The organism is Streptosporangium sp. NBC_01639 (genome assembly GCF_045209755.1).
Classification (GTDB): Bacteria; Actinomycetota; Actinomycetes; order Streptosporangiales; family Streptosporangiaceae; genus Streptosporangium.
In genome coordinates this window covers 4,572,924-4,594,686 of sequence record NZ_CP109272.1, presented here as the reverse complement: position 1 = coordinate 4,594,686, position 21,763 = coordinate 4,572,924, and the positions used below count along the sequence as shown (strand labels likewise).

The window sequence follows — 21,763 nt, the reverse complement described above, 5'->3', positions numbered from 1 at the left end:
AGCCTCCCCCGTACTGCCACTAGGCTGTGGACAACGCCTTGAACGCGGCTGTGGACAAGGCTACTGTCAGCCCTTCCACACCCACTCTCCGCTGCCGAAACGCATCCGGCGGCAAAGACGGGGCTGTGGACACCGTGTGGATTCACTGTGGATTCCCAGCGGGCGACCCTACGGGGCCACGGGCAGGCCGGCGTGTGGAAAACGGGGGAATCCGGTGCGCCCGGCGGCCATCGGTGTGGATAAACGGATCGCGGTGAGCTCAGGCGGGGGCCGCGTCGGAGGAGGTGAGCCGGGCAGTGGATGGAATGGACCTCGGTGAGGTTTGGGCGCGGGCACTGGAGAACTCCCTCAACGAGAGCGTCCCCTCCCAGCAGCGTGTCTGGCTCAGCATGACCCGGCCTTTCGGCCTTATGAACGACACCGTGGTGCTCGCAGCCCCGACTGATTTCGCCAGAGACGTCCTCGAAGGCAAACTTCGTCCGCTGATCAGCCACGCTCTCTCCCAGGAGTTCGGCCGCCCGATGCGGGTCGCGGTGATGGTGGACCCCAGCGCCGCGGGTTCCGAGCTCGACGCCGCCTCCCGGCCGGAGAGTTATCCACAGGCGCCGCCGCAGGGTTATCCCCAGGGCAGCGGACCGCAGCACGGTTATGCACAGCCAACGTCTTCGCAGCTCAACGGCCCTTCTGGGGCTCAGCAGTCCTACCCGATCGCCGGGCCGGCCGCCCCTCCGCCCACCGAATATCCACAGCACCAACCACAGGCTCAGCCGTACCCCTACTCCTATCAGCACATGGAGGAGCAGGCTCAGCCGTACCTTCCGGCGGAGCCCTCCGCTGCTCCGCCACCGGCGGAGCAGGGCGGCGGATACGGACGCGGCGGATACACCCCGCAGCCGGCTCCCCCCTCGCGTCCGGAACAGGACGCCTTCGATCGCCCCGCGCGCAACCCGGCCTCCGGCGCGGGCCAGAACAGATGGGACAGTCGCGGCGGCCGCCCCCAGGGGGAGCCCGCCCGGCTGAATCCGAAGTACACCTTCGAGACCTTCGTCATCGGTTCCAGCAACCGGTTCGCGCACGCGGCCGCGGTCGCGGTGGCCGAGGCCCCCGCCAAGGCCTACAACCCGCTGTTCATCTACGGCGACTCCGGCCTGGGCAAGACCCACCTGCTGCACGCGATCGGCCACTACGCGCAGAGCCTCTACGACGGCGCGCGGGTGAGATACGTGAGCTCGGAGGAGTTCACCAACGACTTCATCAACTCCATCCGCGACCACAAGGCCGACAACTTCCGAGGCCGCTACCGGGCCGTGGACATCCTGCTCGTGGACGACATCCAGTTCCTGGAGGGCAAGGAGCAGACCCAGGAGGAGTTCTTCCACACCTTCAACACCCTGCACAACGCCAACAAGCAGATCGTCATCTCCAGCGACCGGGCCCCCAAGCAACTGGTCACCCTGGAGGACCGGCTCCGCAACCGGTTCGAGTGGGGTCTGATCACCGACGTCCAGCCGCCCGAGCTGGAGACCCGCATCGCGATCCTGCGCAAGAAGGCGATCCAGGAGGGCCTGGCCGCGCCGCCCGAGGTGCTCGAGTACATCGCCAGCCGGATCTCCACCAACATCCGCGAGCTGGAGGGGGCGCTGATCCGGGTCACCGCGTTCGCCAGCCTCAACCGGCAGTCGGTCGACCTGCAGCTCACCGAGGTCGTGCTGAAGGACCTGATCAGCGAGGACGCCGGGTCCGAGATAACGGTCGCCACGATCATGGCGTCCACCGCCGCCTACTTCGGCCTGTCGATCGACGACCTGTGCGGCGGCTCGCGATCGCGTGTCCTGGTGACCGCCCGGCAGATCGCCATGTATCTGTGCAGAGAGCTCACCGACATGTCGCTGCCGAAGATCGGTCAGCAGTTCGGCGGGCGCGACCACACCACCGTCATGCACGCCGACCGGAAGATCCGTTCCCTCATGGCCGAGCGTCGTTCGATCTACAACCAGGTCAACGAACTCACCACAAGGATCAAGCAGCAGTCGCGTAATGGGTGAGACTCGCCACCGCGTGATGCACAGGCTGTGGAAAACCTTGTGGATCAATGATGCCGGCCCGCCGGAGGCGACCGGGGCGGCCGACCATGATCAATGCTGGACCGAGGGGTCACGGGGACGATCAAAGCCTGGGGACAACTCTGGGGAGAACCTGGGGACAACTTGGGGACAACTCGTGGATAACCTGTGGACGCCCTGTGAAGAGAGTTTTCCCCAGGGACAAATCGACCTCTTACCCCGTGGAAAACCTGGGGAAACCTTGGGGATAACCGGTGGACAGACTGTCCATGATCTGGGGACGGCCTGTGGGTACATCGCTGTTTTCCCCAGCACCACGAGTTGTCCACATCGTTCACCCACAACCTCGGTGGATGAAAAAACCCTAGTTGACCTGCGAAAACAACGTCCTTCCACAGTTTCCACAGCCCCTAATACGATGACCCCTTGTATCTCTAACTAGAAAAACCAAGAGCCAAAGAAGGGGCTCCCGGGGAGCGCACGTGCGGGACAGTGAAGACCCGAACCCAAGGCACCGAGCGAAGAGCGCTCGACACACAGGAGGCAGATCCACGTGATGTTCCGGATCGAGCGAGACGTGCTCGCTGAGGCGGTCGCATGGACGGCACGCAGCCTTCCGGCACGTCCTTCCGTGCCGGTGCTGGCCGGCATGCGTCTCGAGGTCACCGAAAAGGGGCAGCTCAAGCTCTCCGGCTTCGACTACGAGGTCTCCGCCGAGGTGACCCTCGAACCGCAGAGCGGCGAGGCGGGCGTGGTGCTCGTCTCGGGAAGGCTGCTGGCCGAGATCACCCGGGCGCTCCCCGCACAGCCGGTGGACTTCGTCGTGGACGGCGCGAAGGCGGTCGTCACCTGTGGCAGCGCCCGGTTCACCCTGCTGACCATGCCTGTGGAGGACTACCCCTCCCTGCCGACGATGCCCCCGGCCGCCGGACGGGTGGGCAGCGACGTGTTCGCCTCGGCCGTCGGTCAGGTCGCCGTCGCCGCGGGCAAGGACGACACCCTGCCGATGCTGACCGGCGTGCGCATGGAGATCGAGGGCGACACGGTCACCCTCGCCGCCACCGACCGCTACCGCCTGGCCGTACGAGAGCTGAAGTGGCAGCCGGGCCAGCCCGACTTCTCGGCGATCGCCATGATTCCCGGCAGAACGCTCGCCGACGCCGCCAAGGCGCTGGGGAGCACCGGTGCCGAGGTCGAGGTCGCGATGAGCTCCGCCGGAGGCGCCGGCGAGGGCATGATCGGTTTCTCCAGCGCCGGACGGCGCACCACCACCCGGCTTCTCGACCCGGAGTTCCCCAAGTACCGGTCGCTGCTGCCGACCCAGTTCTCCGCCCGCGCGGACCTGTCCACAAGCACCTTCGTCGAGGCCGTCAAGCGCGTGGCGCTGGTCGCCGAGCGCAACACCCCCGTCCGGATGGCCTTCCGCGGCGGCGAGGTCGTGCTGGAGGCGGGCAGCGGCGACGAGGCCCAGGCGGTCGAGGTGCTGCCGGTGGACTTCGACGGCGACGACATCAACATCGCCTTCAACCACCAGTTCCTGCTGGAGGGGCTCGGCGCGATCGACTCCGACGTGGCCCGCCTGCAGATGACCACCTCCACCAAGCCCGCCATCCTCACCGGCGGAAAGCCGGTGGACGACGAGGGCGTTCCGGACTACCGCTACCTGATCATGCCCATCCGCCTGTCGAGCTGACGGCTGCCGCCGAGCGGCAGCCGCAGACCCGGCTGTGGACCCGGCTGTGGACCGGATGCGAACAGACGGCGCGGACGGCGACAGATCAGGACAGGCCTGCGGATCTCGTGTGAGACCGGGGAAGGCGGGCAGGGGCCTGACCATGATCAAGGCATGTCTCAACGGGGGCAGGGCGCCCGGAGACCACCCTGCCCTCCCCCTGACGCCTCTGGAGCTCGCTGAGGCGGCCCGTGAGGCCCGTGAGGCGGGTGCGGCGGCAGTCCACATGCATCCGCGTGACGAGGCGGGCAGGGAGTCTCTCAGCGCCGATCACATCGGTGCCGCCGTCCGTGCCGTCCGGATGGCCTGTCCCGGGCTTCCCGTCGGGGTGAGCACCGGGTTGTGGATGACCGGCGGGGACGTGGACGCGCGGCGCGAAGCCGTACTCGGCTGGGCCGCGCTGCCCGCACGGGACCGGCCGGACTTCGCCTCCGTCAACCTCTCCGAGCCCGGCTTCCCCGACCTGTGGCATCATCTTCGGCGGCTCGGCGTGGACGTCGAGGCCGGGGTCTGGTCCGTCGGCGACGCCGAAGCGCTCGCCGCGACCGGGCTGGAGTGCGTGCGGATCCTCGTCGAGATCATCGGCGGTGCCGCGGACACGGCCGTGTCCCGCGCGCACGCCGTGCTCGGCCGGCTCGACGAACTCGCCGTTCCGGGCCCCCGGCTTCTCCACGGTGAGGAGGGACCGGCTTGGATACTGCTTGAGGAAGCAGGGCATCTGGGTCTGGCTACGCGCATCGGTCTGGAAGACGTTCTCCACAGCCCCGAGGGTGATCCCGTCGCTGGAAACGCCGATCTGGTACGGCTTGCGCTGGCACGCCGGGTGTAGGTGGATGATGAAACCCTGAAGGGGGTGCTCGTATGCAGATCGGCATGATCGGGCTGGGCAAGATGGGCGGCAACATGGCCGAGCGGCTGCGCCGCGGCGGTCACGACGTGGTCGGATACGACCGCGATCCGGCGGTCAGCGATGTCTCCAGCCTGAAAGACCTGGTGGACCGGCTCCAGGCTCCGCGCGCGGTGTGGGTCATGGTGCCCGCCGGGGCCCCGACCCAGGCGACGATCGAGGAGCTCGGCGGCCTGCTGTCGGCCGGGGACATCGTGATCGACGGTGGGAACTCCCACTACCAGGACGACCAGAAGCACGCCGCCGAGCTTGAGGCGCGCGGGATCGGTTTCGTCGACTGCGGCGTCAGCGGTGGAATCTGGGGGCTGCAGAACGGCTACGCGCTGATGGTCGGCGGTTCGGACGCCGACGTCGAGCGGCTGATGCCGGTCTTCGCGACGCTCAGGCCCGAGGAGGGCGGTTTCGTCCACGCGGGCGGGGTGGGCGCCGGCCACTTCGCCAAGATGGTGCACAACGGCATCGAGTACGGCATGATGCAGGCCTTCGCCGAGGGCTGGGAGCTGCTGGAGGCCTCCGACGTCGTGACCGACGTGCCCGGTGCCTTCAAGAGCTGGCGGCACGGCACGGTCATCCGCTCGTGGCTGCTGGACCTGCTGGTCCGCGCGCTGGACGAGGATCCCGCGCTGGACGAGTTGAAGGGCTACGCGCAGGACTCCGGCGAGGGCCGCTGGACGGTGCAGGCGGCCGTGGACCACGCGGTTCCGCTGCCGGTCATCACTGCCGCGCTGTACGCCAGGTTCGCCTCCAGGCAGGACGACTCACCGGCCATGAAGGTCGTCGCGGCCCTGCGCAACCAGTTCGGCGGGCACGCCATCTCCGCGAAGGAGGGGCAGGTCGCCAAGGGCGCGGACGCCCCGGGCGCCGATGTCGTCCCGCCGAAGGAGGCCGGCAGGTAGACCGGCGCCGGCCCGTGCCCGTGCGCTCAGCACGGGCCGCGGGCCGCGACCGCGCGTCCGGCTCTCCCTGATGCGGGCCGTACGACCACCTGCCCGTCCACAGCGGCGCGGGGGCTGTGGACGCGGCGGCGCCCCGGCGGTGGGTGCGGACGACTAATCTTCCTGGGGTGCATGTCGCCAACCTCTCCCTGACCGACTTCCGGTCCTACGACGCCGTCGACCTCGGCCTGGAGCCCGGTGTCACGGCCTTCGTCGGGCCCAACGGGCAGGGCAAGACCAATCTGGTCGAGGCACTGGGTTACGTGGCGACGCAGTCGAGCCACCGGGTCGCCAACGACGGGCCGCTGGTGCGGCAGGGGGCGGTGCGGGCGATCATCCGGTCCGTGATCGTGCGGGAGGACCGGCGGGCGCTGATCGAGTTGGAGATCAACCCGGGCAGGGCCAACCGGGCCAGGCTGAACCGCTCGCCGGTCTCGCGTCCGCGCGAGATCGTCGGGCTGCTGCGCACGGTCCTGTTCGCCCCCGAGGACCTGGCCATGGTCAAGGGCGATCCTTCGGAGCGGCGCCGCTACCTCGACGATCTGCTGGTGGCCAGGACCCCTCGTTTCGCGGGGGTCCGAGCCGACTACGACCGGGTGCTCAAGCAGCGCGGCGCCCTGCTGCGTACGGCGGCGCGCTCGCGGCGGGGCGGCCGGAGCGGGCGGCGGGCCGAGAACGACGCGGCGTTCACCGAGGCCGGCGCCGGAGACCCGCTGAGCACCCTGGAGGTCTGGGACGCCCATCTGGCCCGGCACGGCGCCGAGCTGCTGGCGGCGCGGCTGGATCTGGTCGAGGCGCTGCGGCCGCTGGTCGCCGCCGCCTACGCCGCGCTCGCACCCGGCTCCGCGCCCGCCGGTCTGGAATACCGGGGCACGCTGCCGACCGAGCCCGGCGCCGACCGTGCGGATCTGGAGAAGCGGCTCCGGGCCGGTCTGCTGGAGGTCCGGAGCTCCGAGCTCGAACGTGGCGTCACCCTCGTCGGCCCGCACCGTGACGACCTGTTCCTCGGTCTGGGAGAGCTGCCCGCGCGCGGCTATGCCAGCCACGGCGAGTCCTGGTCGTTCGCGCTGGCACTCCGGTTGGCCGCCTACGACCTACTCAGGGCGGACGGGGGCGATCCGGTGCTGATCCTCGACGACGTCTTCGCCGAGCTGGACAACCAGCGCCGCCGCCGGCTGGCGGAGATCGTCGCCCCGGCCGAGCAGGTGCTGATCACCGCCGCGGTCGCCGACGACGTGCCCGGAGAGCTGGCCGGAGGCCGGTTCGACGTCGCCGAGGGAGGTGTGAACCGTGTCCGGTGAGCAGCCGCCGGACGCCGGGGAGCTGCCGTCCGAGTCCGGAACGGCGAAGAGCGCCGCGGCCAAGGGCGCCGCGCTCGCCAGGGAGAAGCTGGCCCAGGCCAAGTCGGACGCGGCCAGAAGGGGGCAGTTGCCGCGCCGCGAGCCCCGGAGCAGAGCGGCCGGGCCGCGCAGGAATTTCGGCGATCCACAGCTTTTCGGTCGGGCCATAGCCGATCTCCTGTCCGACCGGGGTTGGGAGCAGCCCGTCGCCGTGGGCGGGGTGTTCGGCCGCTGGCATGAGATCGTCGGCTCCGACCTGGCCGCGCACACCAGGCCGGAGACCTTCGCCGACGGGGAGGTCGTGGTGGTCGCCGACTCCACGGCCTGGGCGACCCAGGTGCGGCTGCTGGCAAGAACGCTGGTCAAACGGCTGAACGAGGAGCTCGGGGACGGAACCGTACAGCGGGTGAAGGTCCGCGGACCGCAGAACGGCCCGCGCACCAGCGGTGGGCTGCGCGTCACCGGAAGCCGCGGCCCGGGCGACACCTACGGCTGATCGGCGGCCCGGAAAACGGATCAGCGGCCTTTCTGGCGCGATGACCCCCGTCCCCGTAGGGGGATCCTTGAGTGGAGGGTCGACGCGCGACAGGGCATTCTAGAGCCCGTCAATGCCACATCATGCCCTCAGAGCCGCTAGAATGAAACTGAATTCCGGACACGTCCGTTTGCGTGTCACCCCCGGCGCGTAAGCGACTCCCCTGGGTGCGCGCATCGGGGCATTCACGACGGTGACGGGCACCGCGGGGGCTGTTCTCGCTTCCTCTGCATGTCCGCGGCAGGAGGATTCCGCACTTGTCCTACGACGCTAGCTCAATCACTGTTCTCGAAGGGCTCGAGGCGGTCCGCAAGCGCCCGGGTATGTACATCGGCTCGACCGGAGAACGCGGCCTGCACCACCTCGTCTACGAGGTCGTGGACAACTCCGTCGACGAGGCCCTGGCCGGTCACGCCGACCGGATCGAGGTCACGCTGCTCGCCGACAACGGCGTGCGGGTCGTGGACAACGGCCGCGGCATCCCCGTCGGCATCGTCGAGGCGGAGGGCCGCCCGGCCGTCGAGGTCGTCCTCACCGTGCTGCACGCGGGCGGAAAGTTCGACAGCAAGTCCTACGCGGTCTCCGGCGGCCTGCACGGTGTGGGCGTCTCGGTGGTGAACGCGCTCTCCAGCAAGCTGGAGGTCGCGATCCGCACCGACGGTCACCACTGGCGGCAGAGTTACGCCGAGACCCGGCCGGTCCATCCCCTGATCAAGGGGGAGCCGACCGAGGAGACCGGCACCTCGATCACCTTCTGGGCCGACGAGACCATCTTCGAGACCACGACGTGGAGCTTCGAGACCCTCTCCCGCCGATTCCAGGAGATGGCCTTCCTCAACAAGGGCCTGACGATCTCCCTGCGGGACGAGCGGCCCGACCACGTCAACGGCGAGCCCAAAGAGACGGTCTACCACTACGAGGGCGGCCTGTCCGACTTCGTCAAGCACCTCAACTCCAAGAAGGAGCCCGCTCACCTCTCGGTGATCGACTTCGAGGAGAACGGTGACGGGATCTCGGTCGAGATCGCCATGCAGTGGAACAACTCCTACAGCGAGTCGGTCTACACCTTCGCCAACACGATCAACACGGCCGAGGGCGGCACCCACGAGGAGGGGTTCCGGGCCGCGCTGACGTCGATCGTGAACCGCTACGCGCGCGAGCAGAAGTTCCTCAAGGAGGGCAAGGACGACAACCTGGCCGGTGAGGACATCCGCGAGGGTCTCACCGCGATCATCTCGGTGAAACTGGCCGACCCGCAGTTCGAGGGCCAGACCAAGACCAAGCTGGGCAACACCGAGGCCAAGTCGTTCGTCCAGAAGGCCTGCAACGACCATCTGCGCGACTGGTTCGAGCGCAACCCCGGCGAGGCCAAGGACATCATCAACAAGTCCCTGCAGGCCTCACGGGCCCGTCTCGCGGCGCGCCAGGCCCGTGACCTGACCCGGCGCAAGTCGCTGCTGGAGTCCGGGTCGGGCCTGCCCGGCAAGCTGGCCGACTGCCAGTGGAGCGATCCCGAGAAGTGCGAGCTGTTCATCGTCGAGGGAGACTCGGCGGGCGGCTCGGCCAAGGGCGGCCGCGACTCCAAGTTCCAGGCGATCCTGCCCATCCGCGGCAAGATCCTGAACGTGGAGAAGGCACGCATCGACAAGGTGCTGAAGAACAACGAGGTCCAGGCGCTGATCACCGCCATGGGCACCGGCGTGCACGACGAGTTCGACATCGCCAAGCTCCGCTACCACAAGCTCATCCTGATGGCGGACGCCGACGTCGACGGCCAGCACATCAACACCCTGCTGCTGACGCTGCTGTTCCGCTTCATGCGGCCACTGATCGAGGCCGGGCACGTCTACCTCTCCCAGCCGCCGCTCTACAAGATCAAATGGGACCGCCGGGGCGAGGACGCCTCCTACGCCTACTCCGACCAGGAGCGCGACGCGATCATCCGGGACGGCATGGAGCGGGGCAAGCGCGACCCGCGCCTGCACGACGGCATCCAGCGGTTCAAGGGTCTGGGCGAGATGAACGCCGGCCAGCTCTGGGACACCACGATGAACCCCGACACCCGCGTCCTGCTCCAGGTCACCCTCGACGACGCCGCCCAGGCCGACGACCTGTTCAGCGTTCTCATGGGTGAGGACGTCGAGGCCCGCCGCTCCTTCATCATCAGGAACGCGCGAGACGTCCGTTTCCTCGATGTGTAGCGGTAGCCGTACAGCCCTCTCTCCGACTCTGAAAAGGATCCATCACCCGTGACGGATGTGAACACTCCGCCCGCAGAGCGCATCGAGCCGGTCGACATCCAGTCGGAGATGCAGCGCAGCTACATGGACTACGCGATGTCCGTCATCGTGGCCCGCGCGCTGCCCGACGTCCGCGACGGCCTCAAGCCGGTGCACCGCCGCGTGCTCTACGCCATGTACGACGGCGGCTACCGCCCCGACCGCGGCTACTTCAAGTGCTCACGCGTCGTCGGCGACGTCATGGGCTCCTACCACCCGCACGGCGACTCCTCGATCTACGGCACCGTCGTACGGCTGGCGCAGCCCTGGGCACTGCGCTACACCCTGGTCGACGGCCAGGGCAACTTCGGATCGCCGGGCAACGACATGCCGGCCGCCATGCGTTACACCGAGTGCAAGCTCGCGCCGATCGCCATGGAGATGATCCGTGACATCGACAAGGACACCGTCGACTTCCAGCCCAACTACGACGGGCGTTCCTCCGAGCCGCTGGTCCTCCCGTCGCGGTTCCCGAACCTGCTGGTCAACGGGTCGGCCGGGATCGCGGTCGGCATGGCCACGAACATCCCGCCGCACAACCTGCGCGAGGTGTCCGAAGGCATCAAGTGGGCCCTGCAGAACCCCGAGGCGGACGACGAGGAGCTGCTCGAAGCGCTGATCGCGCGGGTCAAGGGCCCCGACTTCCCGACCGGGGCGTTGATCGTCGGCCGCCGGGGCATCGACGACGCCTACCGGACCGGCCGGGGCTCGATCACGATGCGGGCGATCGTGGAGGTCGAGGAGGACGCCAAGGGCCGTCAGTGCCTGGTCGTCACCGAGCTTCCCTACCAGGTCAACCCGGACAATCTCGCGCTGTCGATCGCCGAGTCGGTGAAGGAGGGCCGGATCACCGGCATCGCCGACGTCCGTGACGAGAGCTCGTCCCGGGTCGGCCAGCGGCTGGTGATCGTGCTCAAGCGTGACGCGGTCGCCAAGGTCGTGCTGAACAACCTCTACAAGCACACCCAGCTCCAGACCACCTTCGGCGCCAACATGCTGGCCCTGGTCGACGGGGTGCCGCGGACCCTGCGACTGGACCAGTTCGTCCGTCACTACGTGGCGCACCAGATCGAGGTCGTGGTCCGCCGGACCCGCTACCTGCTGCGCAAGGCCGAGGAGCGGGCCCACATCCTGCGCGCGCTGCTCAAGGCGCTGGAGCGGATGGACGAGGTCATCGCCCTCATCCGGCGCTCCCCGTCGGCGTCCGCCGCCCAGGGCGGCCTGATATCGCTGCTGGAGATCGACGAGATCCAGGCGCAGGCCATCCTCGACATGCAGCTGCGCAAGCTGGCCGCCCTGGAGCGGCAGCAGATCACCGACGAGTACGACACGCTGATGGCGCACATCACCGAATACCAGGCGATCCTGGCCTCGCCCGAGCGGCAGCGGTCGATCGTGCTGGACGAGCTCTCGGAGATCGTGTCCAAGTACGGCGACGAGCGCAAGACGGAGATCATCGCCTACGAGGGCGACATGTCGATCGAGGACCTTCTCGCCGAGGAGGACATGGTCGTCACGATCACCCGCGGCGGCTACGCCAAGCGCACCAACACCGACCTCTACCGGGCGCAGAAGCGCGGCGGCAAGGGGGTGCGCGGTGCGCAGCTGCGGCAGGACGACATCGTCGACCACTTCTTCGTCACGACGACCCACCACTGGCTGCTGTTCTTCACGAACAAGGGCCGGGTCTACCGGGTCAAGGCCTACGAGCTGCCCGACTCCGGCCGGGACGCGCGCGGCCAGCACCTGGCGAACCTGCTGGCCATGCAGCCGGACGAGGTCGTCATGGAGGTGCTGGACCTGCGCGACTACGAGGTCGCGCCATACCTCGTGCTGGCCACCCGCAGCGGCCTGGTGAAGAAGACGCGCCTGTCGGAGTACGACTCGCCGCGCTCGGGTGGCCTGATCGCCATCAACCTGAGGGAAGATGACGAGGTGATCGCTGCCCGGCTGGTATCCGAGGAGGACGACCTCCTTCTCGTCTCGCGCGGCGCCCAGTCCATCCGCTTCACGGCCTCCGACGAGGCCCTGCGCCCGATGGGCCGGGCGACCAGCGGTGTGATCGGCATGCGTTTCCTCGAAGGAGACGAGCTGCTGGCGATGAACCGCATCGGCGACGGCGACGACGTGCTGATCGCGACCGAGGGCGGTTACGCCAAGCGCACTCCGGCGGATCAGTACCCTCTTCAGGGAAGAGGAGGCAAGGGCGTCCTGACTGCCAAGATTGTCAGCGCACGTGGCAAGCTGGTTGGTGCTGCCATGGTCAGGCCGGATGACGAGGTTTTCGCGATCACGTCCGTCGGCGGGGTTATCCGGACCAGCGCAGGAGAGATCAAGCAGTCCGGGCGCCAGACCATGGGGGTACGTCTGATGAATCTCGCGGAGGGTGACAGCGTCGTGGCGCTCGCCCGCAATGCCGAGGCCTTGGAGACCGAGCAGAATGCGGAAGGTGAGTAGTCCATGTGCGCCCAGGCCAAGCCAGGTCGTCCACGTCCGGCCTCCTCATCGACCTCATCGACACGCGACCAGGTGACGGAGAAGATGGACAAGGCCACCGAAGCGGACGCAGCCAAGGTGGTTGCGTCACCGGCTGACGGTAGCAAGCCCACGCCGGAGACCGATGATTCGGTAACCGACGACCTTAAGGGCGGGCAGAACGTGACGGCGATCGAGGACGGCAAGCCGAGCGACTCCACGACGCGGATCCGTCCGCAGTCCGCGGAGACCGACAGTTCCTCCTGGGCTCCCGGGGGTCTGTCGTCCCCCGCGCCGGAGAGGCCGGGCAAGAAGAGCTCGCCCGCCTCGCCTGCCAGGTCGCCGCGTAAGGCACACCTGGTGCTGCGCCGGATCGAGCCGTGGTCGGCCATGAAGTTCAGTTTCGTGGTGTCCCTGGTCTGCTTCGTGGTGCTGTTCGTCGCGGTCGCGGTGCTCTACATGGTGCTGTCCGGACTGGGCGTGTTCGAAAGCATCGTCCAGACGGTGAACCAGCTGACGACGGCCGACGGCAAGACCACCAGCAGCGTGGACGTCGCATCCTGGTTCGAGCCGGTCCCCATCCTCGGCTACACGGCGCTGATCGGCGCGGTGAACGTAGTGCTGATCACCGCCCTGTCCACCCTCGGCGCGGTGATCTACAACATCGCCTCCGAGCTGGTCGGCGGCGTTGAGGTCACCTTCAGCGAGGCCGAATAAACGTCCCCGTCGTGTCCCCGGCCGGGCGGTCGGGGACATGGCGCGAGCGGGTGCCGGAACAGGGTAAGCTTTTCCCTGTTCGACCGAACGGGTTCGCCTCCGGCAGACGGATGCGATACCGTTCTTTCGCGTAATGAGGGGCTATAGCTCAGACGGTTAGAGCGCTTCCCTGATAAGGAAGAGGTCCCAGGTTCAAGTCCTGGTAGCCCCACCCAGCTCAGAGGCCATTTCCCAGACCGGGAAGTGGCCTTTTTGATCTTCCGGGTGACTGAGGTCGTATCTCGTCCGAAGGTCACGAGCTACAGCCGGAAGACTGAGCCTCCCCATCCTGAGGTTCGCCCGGAAGATGAGCGGTTGTGGGGTCCTGGGGATATAGGCGATGAAGCACCGCGCACTGTTGTGCTGGATGGGTGCCATCCTGCTGTCCACCCTTCCTCACTGGGCTTTGTTGCCAGTAGATACAGAGATCTACATCTGCGCCTATGTGGACACCGAAGGCGGATACACCGGTCGTGATGTGCTCGGCCTGGGCTTCGGCGCGATGGCCACTCTTCTTCCCCCTGCTTTGATGGCGCTGGCCGTGGCCGCACGGCGATCACTGCCCCGAGGGGGCCGGCTCCTGGCCTGGACAGGAGTGGGCGGAGCGCTCGTGACAGCCGCTTACTACGCACTGTCGACCATTGCGTTCTTCTCCCCCTATTGCCCTGAGGGTTCGCAGGGGCCTGGGTTCGTGCTCCCGCTCTACGGCGCCATTGCTGCGCTCGTCCTGATCGCCGGCGTGCCACGAGCCGAAGACAAGCCCGGCGCGGAGGCCGAGACACGGTCATGAACAGCGTTCAAGCCTGCGGGAAGATCTGATCCATCGCCTCGGCGCCTTCCAGTAGTACCGGGCGGAGTTGCTTCCGGTGGACCTTCCCCGTCATCGCGGTCCTCTTGCGGCCGACCAGGCGGGAGATGTTCTCCAGCGCCATGCCGGAGTCGGAGAGCAGCAAGGCGGCAGTGCTCCGCGCCGCCGTACGGCGCGGCCAGCGGGCCGGGCGTGCGGCTCTGGCGGCCGGTCCCGGCCCGCGCCAGCCGGGACGGCATGGCGTAAGCCCGCCGCTCGCCGCACCGAGCACCCGCTGTACCGAACGCACCCGCTGATCCTGGTACGCGCTGCCGCCTGCCGCTCCGACCGCCGGCCCAACCGCTTCGCGGCCCCTCCGGGGTGCCATCCGGCATTGCGCCGGCCGTCTCCACTCGGTGATCTCAGGAACGCCCACGTGGCGAGAGCAAGGACTCTGCCGTCCTGCTTCCGGTGCTCGCGCCTGGCGGCACTGCGCTCCGGGTCAGGTTGCCACCGGACGACACGGTTATCGGATCACGGTCATTGCTGGTCGGGTACGGCAACGCGACTACGGGAAGGTGCGTTGCCGTACCCGACCAGTGGTCATCGGATGTCGCCCGTTTCCGGTGCACGTTTTCCTCGACTGCCTGAAGCGCGGTGGTGGAGCTGGAGGCGGGTCATCGCGGCATCGACCAGGCGGCCGAGGTTGCCCAGTTCGTACAGCATCCGGTGGCGTTCAGCGTCCTCCCAGGCTCTGATGGCCACCCCGATGTCGCCCGACTTACCGGCAGTGATGATGACCTCTTGGCCGTTGACGCGCTTGGTGGCCGTATCGCCCAGGATGACCCAGCCGTACACGGTCACACTTCCCGAGCAGCCAGGATCAGGGCAACCACCTGTTCGGGATGCTCGCTTCGCACCGCCTGGGGGCCGGAGCCGTCGCGTAGGGAGACCAGATAGCTGCCCGAGCGCGCCCCCATGGTCACCGTGGCCATGCGCCAGCCCTGCGGACCCTTCACGGTCAGCTCGGGTGGGTGCCGCTCCATCCACGACCGGAGCGGAGGCTGGTCAGGCCAGGCAGCCGCCCTGTTGGTGAACAGTCCGAGACTGATCGTGTGATGGCGGTGAGCACGTATTCCCCGCTCGGTGAGAAGCCGCTGTACGACGGCCAGCGCCCTGTCATGGCTCTCTACTGTCGCCTCGTCGACGGCGGGTGGGACGGCTCTACAGTTGTCCATGGGTCGCACCTCCAGTGTGCGATCAAGGGACCCGTACGGCGTTACCGCGCCTGCGGGTCCCGTTTTTTCCTGGTCCTCCCATGACATCGCCAGGCATCCCGCACCGACAGTGTGAGTAGGGGAGACTGAGGGAGACAGGAGGACCCCAGTCCCCCGAGGTGCACACAATGAACAACGTTCCGGCCTGGGCGCTGCGGTTACGCGCCGCAAGGCGTGGCAAGTTGTGGACCCAGCGAGACATGGCCAGGCAGCTTGCCGAGGCCGCCGATCCACGCACTCGTGCCCGCCTGCCCGAGCGGGATTCCCTGATCCGCATGATCAAGGATTGGGAGGCGGGCAAGCACCAGCCCAAGGACCCTTACCGGCTGCTCTACTGCCGGGTGTTCGGCATGGCAGAAGCCGAGCTGTTCAGCGAGGAGCCGGAGAGCACGGCCCCGGACAGTCCCCACTTCGCCGAGGAGATCGAGGCACTGGAGCTGGCCCGTCGTGTCTCAGCCAGCGATGTGGGCACCGAAACGCTTGATCGGTTGGAGTCGGCCGTCGACGACCTCGCGATGGCCTACCAGGGGACCCCACCGGCCGAGTTGCTGGAACGGGTACGCCGGCATCTGTCGTACGTCTCGCACCTGGTCGACGCCAAGAAGACGTTCGCCGAGCACCGCCGCCTTCTCACGGCCGGTGGCTGGTTGTCGCTGCTGGCCTCCACTTGCCACATCGACCTTCGCCAGTTCGAGGCCGCCGCAACGTGGCTTCGGACGACTGCCCAGCTGGCGAAGCATGCCGAGCATCCCGAGGTCGCCGCGTGGTGTCTGGAGACGGAGGCGTGGCAGGCGGTCACCACCGGCGACTACCGCCGCGCCTTGACCCTGACCCAAGGAGCGCAGACGATCGCACCGCGCACCAGCTCCGTCTACATCCAGGCGACCGCGCAGGAGGGCCGGATCTGGGCCCGACTCGGGTCCGGGCCGGAGACGCGGGATGCGCTGAATCGCGTCGCCCGGCTGGTCTCGCCGCTGTCGATGCCCGAGCATCCCGAGCACCACTACCGCTACGACCCCTCCAAGAGCGAGGCGTACGTGGCGACCACGCTGTCATGGCTGGGAGATCCGGCCGCCGAGCCGTACGCCCGGCAGGTGCTCGCCCGCCTGGAGTCGGCCGCGGACGGGTTGGTTCGTCCGCGCAGGGCGGCTTCCGCACGTCTTGACCTTGCCCTGGCGCTTCTCGCCACCGATCAACCCGACGAGGCGGGTCAGCTCGCCCTCACGACCATGACGAGCGGCGTGCTGGTGCCGTCCAACTACTGGAGAGCACGCGAGGTGATCGGTGCCATCGAAACGCGCCGCATGCCGGAAGCCGTCGAATTACGCGAGGCGTATCGAGAACTGAGCGGCCCCGAGTGAGAACCGGGGAAGGCGCGCTCTACCGGCTCGGACGGGTGAATCACTGAGTGACCGACTGGGTGACAACGACCCAGGTGAACGCCGGAGCCAGCGCGGTCATGAGTTCCTCGGCGTTTCGCTGCACCCGCGCGGCCTCCACGATGAGGCAGCTTCGATCCAGTCGTCGAGATACGCGCTGTCACGCTCCTCACCTGTGACTCGTCCGTAAGCTGAGGGTATGTCCCCCATACTCGTCCTGCTCGACGGCGTTCGCTGGCGGGGTGTGCGCGTGGTCGGCGATCGCGCGCACACCCTGCTGTCCGTGCTCGCCATCCAAGGGCGTGCCGGGGTCAGTGACGAGCGCCTGGTCGAGGAGCTGTGGCCGGACGAGGCGCCGGCCAACCCGACGAAGGCACTGCAGGTGGTCGTCTCGCGGACCAGGGCGGTGACCTGCGCCGACGTCGTGGTGCGGATCCCGCGTGGTTATCGGCTCGGGCTGCCCGCCGGTCAGGTGGACGTCCTGCTGCTCGGCGAGCTGGTGGAGCAGGCACGGGCCGCACTGGGCGAGGACGACATGGTGCTCGCGCGTCGCCGCGCCGAAGAGGCCATGAGCCTCCTGGGCGGCGGCTTGGACGGCGCCACGGGCGCACTCGCGGAGCTGAGGGGCGTCGCCGCACAGGGGGTGGCCGAGGCGCGACGGGTGGCGGCGATCGCACGGAGCCGGAGCGGCGCTCACGAGAGCGCGCTGCCGCTGCTGGAGGAGACCGCGGCCGATCGGCCACACGACGAGGAACTGCTCGCCTGCCTGCTGCGCAGCGAGGTCGCCGTCCGAGGTGCCGCCGCCGCTCTGGAGCGTTACGAGCGGTATCGCGCGGGCCTGGTCGCGCGGCTCGGCACCGGACCGGGGCCTGAGCTCGCCCGCGTGTACGCCGAACTCCTCGTCGCCGATCGGCCGGTACGTGAGGGCATCCTGTTCGACGGTTCCTCGCTGCTCGGCCGCGACGGCGACATCCGTGCGGTGCACGCCCTGTTGCAGACCAACCGGGTGGTCTCCATCATCGGCCCCGGCGGACTGGGCAAGACGCGGCTGGCTCATGTCATCGGCAGGAACGCCACCCAGCCCATCGCTCACTTCGTCGAACTCGTCGGCGTCTCTTCGCCGGAGGGCGTGGTGGGTGAGGTGGGCTCGGCGCTCGGGGTCCGGGACTCGGTCAGCGGGCGGCATGCCCTGACCGCCGAGCAGCGCTCCGACGTTCGCGCCCGGATCGCCCGGCATCTCGACCAGGCTCCGGCGTTGTTGATAGTGGACAACTGCGAGCACGTGATCGAGGCCGTCGCCGACCTGGTGGCGTTCCTGACCGTGACGACCCGCGACCTGCGGGTGCTCATCACCTCGCGCGCCCCTCTGTCGATCCCGGCCGAACGCGTCTACCTGCTCGGCGAGCTGCCCACGGGCGACGCGGTGGAGTTGTTCCGCCAGCGCGCCACGGCCGCCCGCCCGGGTGTGCGGATCGACGAGGGAGCGGTCGAGGAGGTCGTCGCCCGCCTCGACGGGCTGCCGCTCGCGATCGAGCTGGCCGCGGCCAAAGTGCGGGTGATGTCGGTGGAGGAGATCGCGCGGCGCCTGGCGGACCGATTCGCCCTGCTGCGCGGGGGGAACCGTACGGCCCCCGACCGGCACCAGACGCTGCTCGCGGTCATCGACTGGTCGTGGAATCTGCTGGACGAGCCAGAACGGCAGGCGTTGCGGTGGTTGTCGCTGTTCGGCGACGGTTTCACGCTGGCCGCGGCCGAGCAGGTACTCGGCCTGGAGGCCCTGCACGCCGTGGACGCGCTGACCGAGCAGTCGATGCTCAGCGTTCGCGAGACGACGTACGGGCTGCGCTACCGGATGCTGGAGACGGTCAGGGAGTTCGGGCGGATGCGGCTGAAGGAGGCCGGGGAGGAGGCGCCCGCCCGGGCGGCGCAGCGGGCCTGGGCGACGGCGTACGCCCTCGAACACGCCGCCCGGCTGTTCAGCCCGGCGCAGTTCGCGGCGGCCGACGCGTTGCACGCCGAGGAGAGCAACCTCGCCGAACTGCTCCGGCAGGCTCTCGGCGAGTCCGATCCCGTCACGACGCTCCAGTTGCTGGCCGGCGTCGGTGCGCTGTGGTCGATCCGTGGCGACCACTCCCGGGTGTTCGTGCATCGGGACGCGATCACCCAGCTGATCACCGGCTGGGTGCCGCCGCGGCACCTCGTCGAGGTGACCAGGGCCGCCATGATAATCACGCTGATGAACACCATGATCGTCACCGACGGTCGCAGCGATCCGCTGATCGACCTCCTCCGTACGCTGCCCATCAGTGACACGACGAATCCCCGTATAGCGGCGATGACCACGGTGATGGTCGCGTGCGACGCGGCCGACGGTGCCGAGTTGCATCGCCGGCTGGCGGAGTTGCGCCGGAGCGCCGACCATGACGTGGTCTTGGCGGCGACGCAGACGAGCGCCCAGGTCTTGGAGAACGCGGGAGACGTGACCGGGGCGATCGAGGCCGCCGAGCGGATCCTGACGATGCTCCGCGGGGACGAGGGGCCGTGGTTCGCCGCGATCCAGCACGCCGTGCTGGCCTCCCTGGTCATGCAGCTCGGCGATCGCCGGCGGGCGGTCGGACACGCGCGGACCGCCATCCCGGTGCTGAGCCGGCTCGGCGCCACAGACGACGAGACCCAGCTCCGCGCGCTGCTGCTGGTGTCCGCGCTCGCCGACGGCGACCTCGACACCGCGGAGGCCGAACTCGCCGAGCTCACCCGGATCAACGACAGCGAGGCAGTGCTCGGCGGGGTGGCGGTCGTCCCGTTGTGCGCGGCCGAGCTCGCCCTCGCCCGCGGCGAGACGGCCGCCGCGCTCGCGGAATACCGCCTGGCCGTCCAGCGGGCGCACGACCTGCGCCTGCCCGGGGTACCGCGCGCGGATCCCACGCCGTGGATGATCATCGCGGCGTCGGTCACCATGACGGCGTACGCGTACCACGCCCCTCCGGAAGACGTCGGGTACGGCGAGGAGTTGTTCGCCACCGTCCGGGGCTACGACCTGCTGATTGCGGAGAACCCCATCCTCGACTATCCGGTGTGCGGCACGATGCTCTTCGCGCTCGGTGCCTGGGGGCTGCTGCGGGGAGCCATGGCCCCCCGCGACGCGATCAGGTTGCTGGTGCTGGCCGAGCGGTTCGCGTACAACAGCAGCATGCCCTGCATGACCTTCGAGCGGATCGAACCGTACGCGGAGCGGGCCGCGCCCGGGATGATCGCAGTCGTGCGGGCCGAGTACGGCGATCGACGCGGTTCCGACCTGCTCGACGAGGCGCGCGGTCTCGTCGAGCAGATCTCCGGCCGTGACGGGCCGAGGTCACATGTGCCGCTTGTAACTGCGTACCGACAGCGGCGCGAAGATCGCGATGACGATCGCGCACGCCAGGAGCGTCCAAGCCACCTCTCCGCTGACGAGGGCGCTGTTGGCGAGGTCGCGGGCGGCCGTGACCAGGTGTGAGACCGGGTTGATCCGTACGAACGCGGCCAGCCAGCCGGGCAAGGTCTCGACGGGGACGAACGCGTTCGACAGGAACGTCAACGGGAACATGATCATCATGGAGATGCCCTGGACGGCCTGGGCGCTCCGGGCGATCGTGCCGACCCAGGTGAAGACCCACGCCAGCGACCAGCCCGTGATGATCGCCAGCAGGATCGCGGCGAGCACGCCGCCCACTCCACCACCCGGACGGTAGCCCATCACCAGGCCCATGCCGAAGGTCAGAGTGGCCGCAGTCGTGTAGCGCAGCAGGTCGGCCACCATGGGGCCGGCGAGCGGCGCGATCCGGGCGATCGGCAACGACTTGAACCGGTCGAAGACGCCCTTCTCCAGGTCCTCGCGGAGTTGCGTGCCCGTGGCCATGCACGTCGTCAGCACGGTCTGGGCGAGGATGCCGGGGATCATCAGGGGGAGGTAACTCTGCACGTCGCCTGCGATGGCGCCACCGAAGATGAAGGCGAACATCGCGGTGAACAGGATGGGCTGCAGCGCCACGTCGAAGAACTGCTCCGGGTTGCGGCGCATCTTCTTGACCGCCCGCCACGCCATCATCAGGGTCTGGTCGAGCGTCTCTCTCAGGGAGACGCGCCGCCGGGCGGCCGCCACGCGATCGGCGGCCCGGACCGTCTCGCGGGCGGGTGCGATCATGGTGCTCATCGGTTCTCCTCCGTGCCGGTCTCGTCGTCCCGGTCCGTCTCGTGGCCGGTGAGGGCGAGGAACACCTCGTCCAGGCTGGGCTTGGCCACACTGACCGAAGAGATCGACACCCCGGCGGTGCGCAGCGCGATCAGTACGTCCGCGGCCAGGTCGGCCTGGTCGAGTGCGACGTTGAGACGGCCCTGCTCCGGGCTGAGAACCGGGTCGGAGCCGAGGACGCGCCGCACGACCTCCACGGCGGTGGGCACCTCGTCCGGGTCGGCGAGCAGCAACTGGAGGGCGGAGTTGCCGACCGCGGTCTTCAACTCGTCGGGGGTGCCCTCGGCGACTTTGCGGCCGTGGTCGATGACGGCGACCCGATCGGCGAGCTGATCGGCCTCGTCCAGGTATTGCGTGGTCAGCAGCACTGTGCAGCCATCGGCGACCAGACCGCGGATGGTGTCCCACATCTGGCCGCGCGTACGCGGATCGAGGCCGGTGGTCGGCTCGTCGAGGAAGATCAGCGGTGGCCTGGTGATCAGACTGGCCGCCAGGTCGAGGCGTCGGCGCATGCCGCCGGAGAACTGCGCGATCGGCCTGTCGGCGGCCTCCTCCAGGCCGAACCGGCCCAGCAATTCGGCGGCGATGCGCCGGGCGCGCGGCGCGTCGACGCCCTGCAGACGACCGAAGAGCCAGAGGTTCTCGCGGGCGGTCAGGTTCTCGTCGACCGATGCGTACTGTCCGGTGACGCCGACCAGCTGGCGGATCACGTGCGGGTTGGCGGCCACGTCGACCCCGAAGATCTCGGCACGGCCCGCGTCGATCTTCAACAGGGTGGCCAGCATCCGTAGCATGGTGGTCTTGCCGGCGCCGTTCGGGCCGAGGACGCCGAAGATCTCACCAGGGCGTACGTCCAGGTCGATCCCGTCGACGGCACGGTGCCCGCCGAACGTCTTCACCAGCCCTTCCGCATGTACGGCCAGGTCGGTACCCCTGTCGGAGGGCGGGCCGCCCCCGAGACGTCCGAGTTCTGTGATACTCATGGCTTCACTCTCGGCGGCGCCGGTTTCACGGCACCCTCGGCCGGTTTCACCGGTTGCCGGGAGCGGCGCTTGTAGCAGCGGTAGCCA

Annotated in this window: 16 protein-coding genes, 1 tRNA gene and 1 pseudogene; 13 read left to right on the top strand and 5 right to left on the bottom strand. The window is 68.6% G+C overall.

The window, feature by feature from the left end; translation table 11 throughout:
- The first annotated feature begins 305 nt into the window (after positions 1–305).
- The 11 genes from dnaA (at position 306) to OHA77_RS20915 (ending at position 13,812) form a co-directional block, all read left to right on the top strand.
- On the top strand, positions 306–2,045 hold the full coding sequence (gene dnaA, locus OHA77_RS20965; RefSeq protein ID WP_406319848.1) for a chromosomal replication initiator protein DnaA: 1,740 nt from the start codon (positions 306–308) through the stop codon (positions 2,043–2,045).
- A gap of 571 nt (positions 2,046–2,616) precedes the next feature.
- Positions 2,617–3,756, top strand: coding sequence for a DNA polymerase III subunit beta (gene dnaN, locus OHA77_RS20960; RefSeq protein ID WP_406311281.1), 1,140 nt, complete (start codon positions 2,617–2,619; stop codon positions 3,754–3,756).
- 109 nt (positions 3,757–3,865) lie between these two features.
- A complete protein-coding gene (locus tag OHA77_RS20955; RefSeq protein WP_406311280.1) occupies positions 3,866–4,624 on the top strand; it encodes a 3-keto-5-aminohexanoate cleavage protein in 759 nt (252 codons plus the stop codon).
- 32 nt (positions 4,625–4,656) lie between these two features.
- Positions 4,657–5,598, top strand: coding sequence for a phosphogluconate dehydrogenase (NAD(+)-dependent, decarboxylating) (gnd, locus tag OHA77_RS20950; protein ID WP_326826608.1), 942 nt, complete (start codon positions 4,657–4,659; stop codon positions 5,596–5,598).
- Positions 5,599–5,765: 167 nt separating this feature from the next.
- Entirely contained in the window at positions 5,766–6,938 is a 1,173-nt protein-coding gene (recF, locus tag OHA77_RS20945; RefSeq protein ID WP_406311279.1) for a DNA replication/repair protein RecF, read from the top strand.
- On the top strand, positions 6,928–7,473 hold the full coding sequence (locus OHA77_RS20940; RefSeq protein WP_406311278.1) for a DUF721 domain-containing protein: 546 nt from the start codon (positions 6,928–6,930) through the stop codon (positions 7,471–7,473). Before recF ends, OHA77_RS20940 begins: the two co-directional genes overlap by 11 nt.
- Before the next feature lie 317 nt (positions 7,474–7,790).
- Positions 7,791–9,713 (top strand): DNA topoisomerase (ATP-hydrolyzing) subunit B, encoded by a 1,923-nt coding sequence (gene gyrB, locus OHA77_RS20935; protein ID WP_326826952.1) that lies wholly within the window; start codon positions 7,791–7,793, stop codon positions 9,711–9,713.
- Between the two features lie 48 nt (positions 9,714–9,761).
- Positions 9,762–12,248, top strand: coding sequence for a DNA gyrase subunit A (gene gyrA, locus OHA77_RS20930; protein WP_406311277.1), 2,487 nt, complete (start codon positions 9,762–9,764; stop codon positions 12,246–12,248).
- Positions 12,249–12,449: 201 nt separating this feature from the next.
- Entirely contained in the window at positions 12,450–12,983 is a 534-nt protein-coding gene (locus tag OHA77_RS20925) for a DUF3566 domain-containing protein (protein ID WP_326826612.1), read from the top strand.
- A 137-nt stretch (positions 12,984–13,120) separates the two neighbouring features.
- Positions 13,121–13,194, top strand: a tRNA-Ile gene (locus OHA77_RS20920).
- A gap of 168 nt (positions 13,195–13,362) precedes the next feature.
- Positions 13,363–13,812: a hypothetical protein gene (locus OHA77_RS20915; RefSeq protein ID WP_406311276.1), complete on the top strand. Its 450-nt coding sequence runs from the start codon at positions 13,363–13,365 to the stop codon at positions 13,810–13,812.
- Between the two features lie 7 nt (positions 13,813–13,819).
- On the opposite strand, the gene OHA77_RS20910 is transcribed toward OHA77_RS20915, so the two are convergent.
- The 3 genes from OHA77_RS20910 to OHA77_RS20900 form a co-directional block, all read right to left on the bottom strand.
- Positions 13,820–14,119: a hypothetical protein gene (locus OHA77_RS20910; RefSeq protein WP_406311275.1), complete on the bottom strand. Its 300-nt coding sequence runs from the start codon at positions 14,117–14,119 to the stop codon at positions 13,820–13,822.
- A 293-nt stretch (positions 14,120–14,412) separates the two neighbouring features.
- Positions 14,413–14,667: a hypothetical protein gene (locus OHA77_RS20905; protein ID WP_406311274.1), complete on the bottom strand. Its 255-nt coding sequence runs from the start codon at positions 14,665–14,667 to the stop codon at positions 14,413–14,415.
- A 2-nt stretch (positions 14,668–14,669) separates the two neighbouring features.
- On the bottom strand, positions 14,670–15,047 hold the full coding sequence (locus OHA77_RS20900) for a hypothetical protein (RefSeq protein WP_406311273.1): 378 nt from the start codon (positions 15,045–15,047) through the stop codon (positions 14,670–14,672).
- Between the two features lie 167 nt (positions 15,048–15,214).
- Between OHA77_RS20900 and OHA77_RS20895 the strand changes: the two genes are divergently transcribed.
- Positions 15,215–16,447 (top strand): hypothetical protein, encoded by a 1,233-nt coding sequence (locus OHA77_RS20895; protein ID WP_406311272.1) that lies wholly within the window; start codon positions 15,215–15,217, stop codon positions 16,445–16,447.
- A 217-nt stretch (positions 16,448–16,664) separates the two neighbouring features.
- Positions 16,665–18,080, top strand: a pseudogene (locus tag OHA77_RS20890) (ATP-binding protein); the annotation flags it as partial.
- A gap of 1,737 nt (positions 18,081–19,817) precedes the next feature.
- On the opposite strand, the gene OHA77_RS20885 reads toward OHA77_RS20890, so the two are convergent.
- Entirely contained in the window at positions 19,818–20,654 is an 837-nt protein-coding gene (locus OHA77_RS20885; RefSeq protein ID WP_406311271.1) for an ABC transporter permease, read from the bottom strand.
- Positions 20,651–21,676, bottom strand: coding sequence for an ATP-binding cassette domain-containing protein (locus OHA77_RS20880; protein WP_406311270.1), 1,026 nt, complete (start codon positions 21,674–21,676; stop codon positions 20,651–20,653). Before OHA77_RS20880 ends, OHA77_RS20885 begins: the two co-directional genes overlap by 4 nt.
- Positions 21,677–21,763 lie beyond the last annotated feature (87 nt).

What these genes read in the sequence shown, in the direction of transcription:
- dnaA (WP_406319848.1), top strand. Translation starts at nt 306, where the DNA reads ATGGACCTCGGTGAGGTTTGGGCGCGGGCACTGGAGAACTCCCTCAAC.
- gnd (WP_326826608.1), top strand. Translation starts at nt 4,657, where the DNA reads ATGCAGATCGGCATGATCGGGCTGGGCAAGATGGGCGGCAACATGGCC.
- OHA77_RS20915 (WP_406311276.1), top strand. Translation starts at nt 13,363, where the DNA reads ATGAAGCACCGCGCACTGTTGTGCTGGATGGGTGCCATCCTGCTGTCC.
- OHA77_RS20900 (WP_406311273.1), bottom strand. Translation starts at nt 15,047, where the DNA reads ATGGACAACTGTAGAGCCGTCCCACCCGCCGTCGACGAGGCGACAGTA.
- OHA77_RS20895 (WP_406311272.1), top strand. Translation starts at nt 15,215, where the DNA reads ATGAACAACGTTCCGGCCTGGGCGCTGCGGTTACGCGCCGCAAGGCGT.
- OHA77_RS20885 (WP_406311271.1), bottom strand. Translation starts at nt 20,654, where the DNA reads ATGAGCACCATGATCGCACCCGCCCGCGAGACGGTCCGGGCCGCCGAT.
- OHA77_RS20880 (WP_406311270.1), bottom strand. Translation starts at nt 21,676, where the DNA reads ATGAGTATCACAGAACTCGGACGTCTCGGGGGCGGCCCGCCCTCCGAC.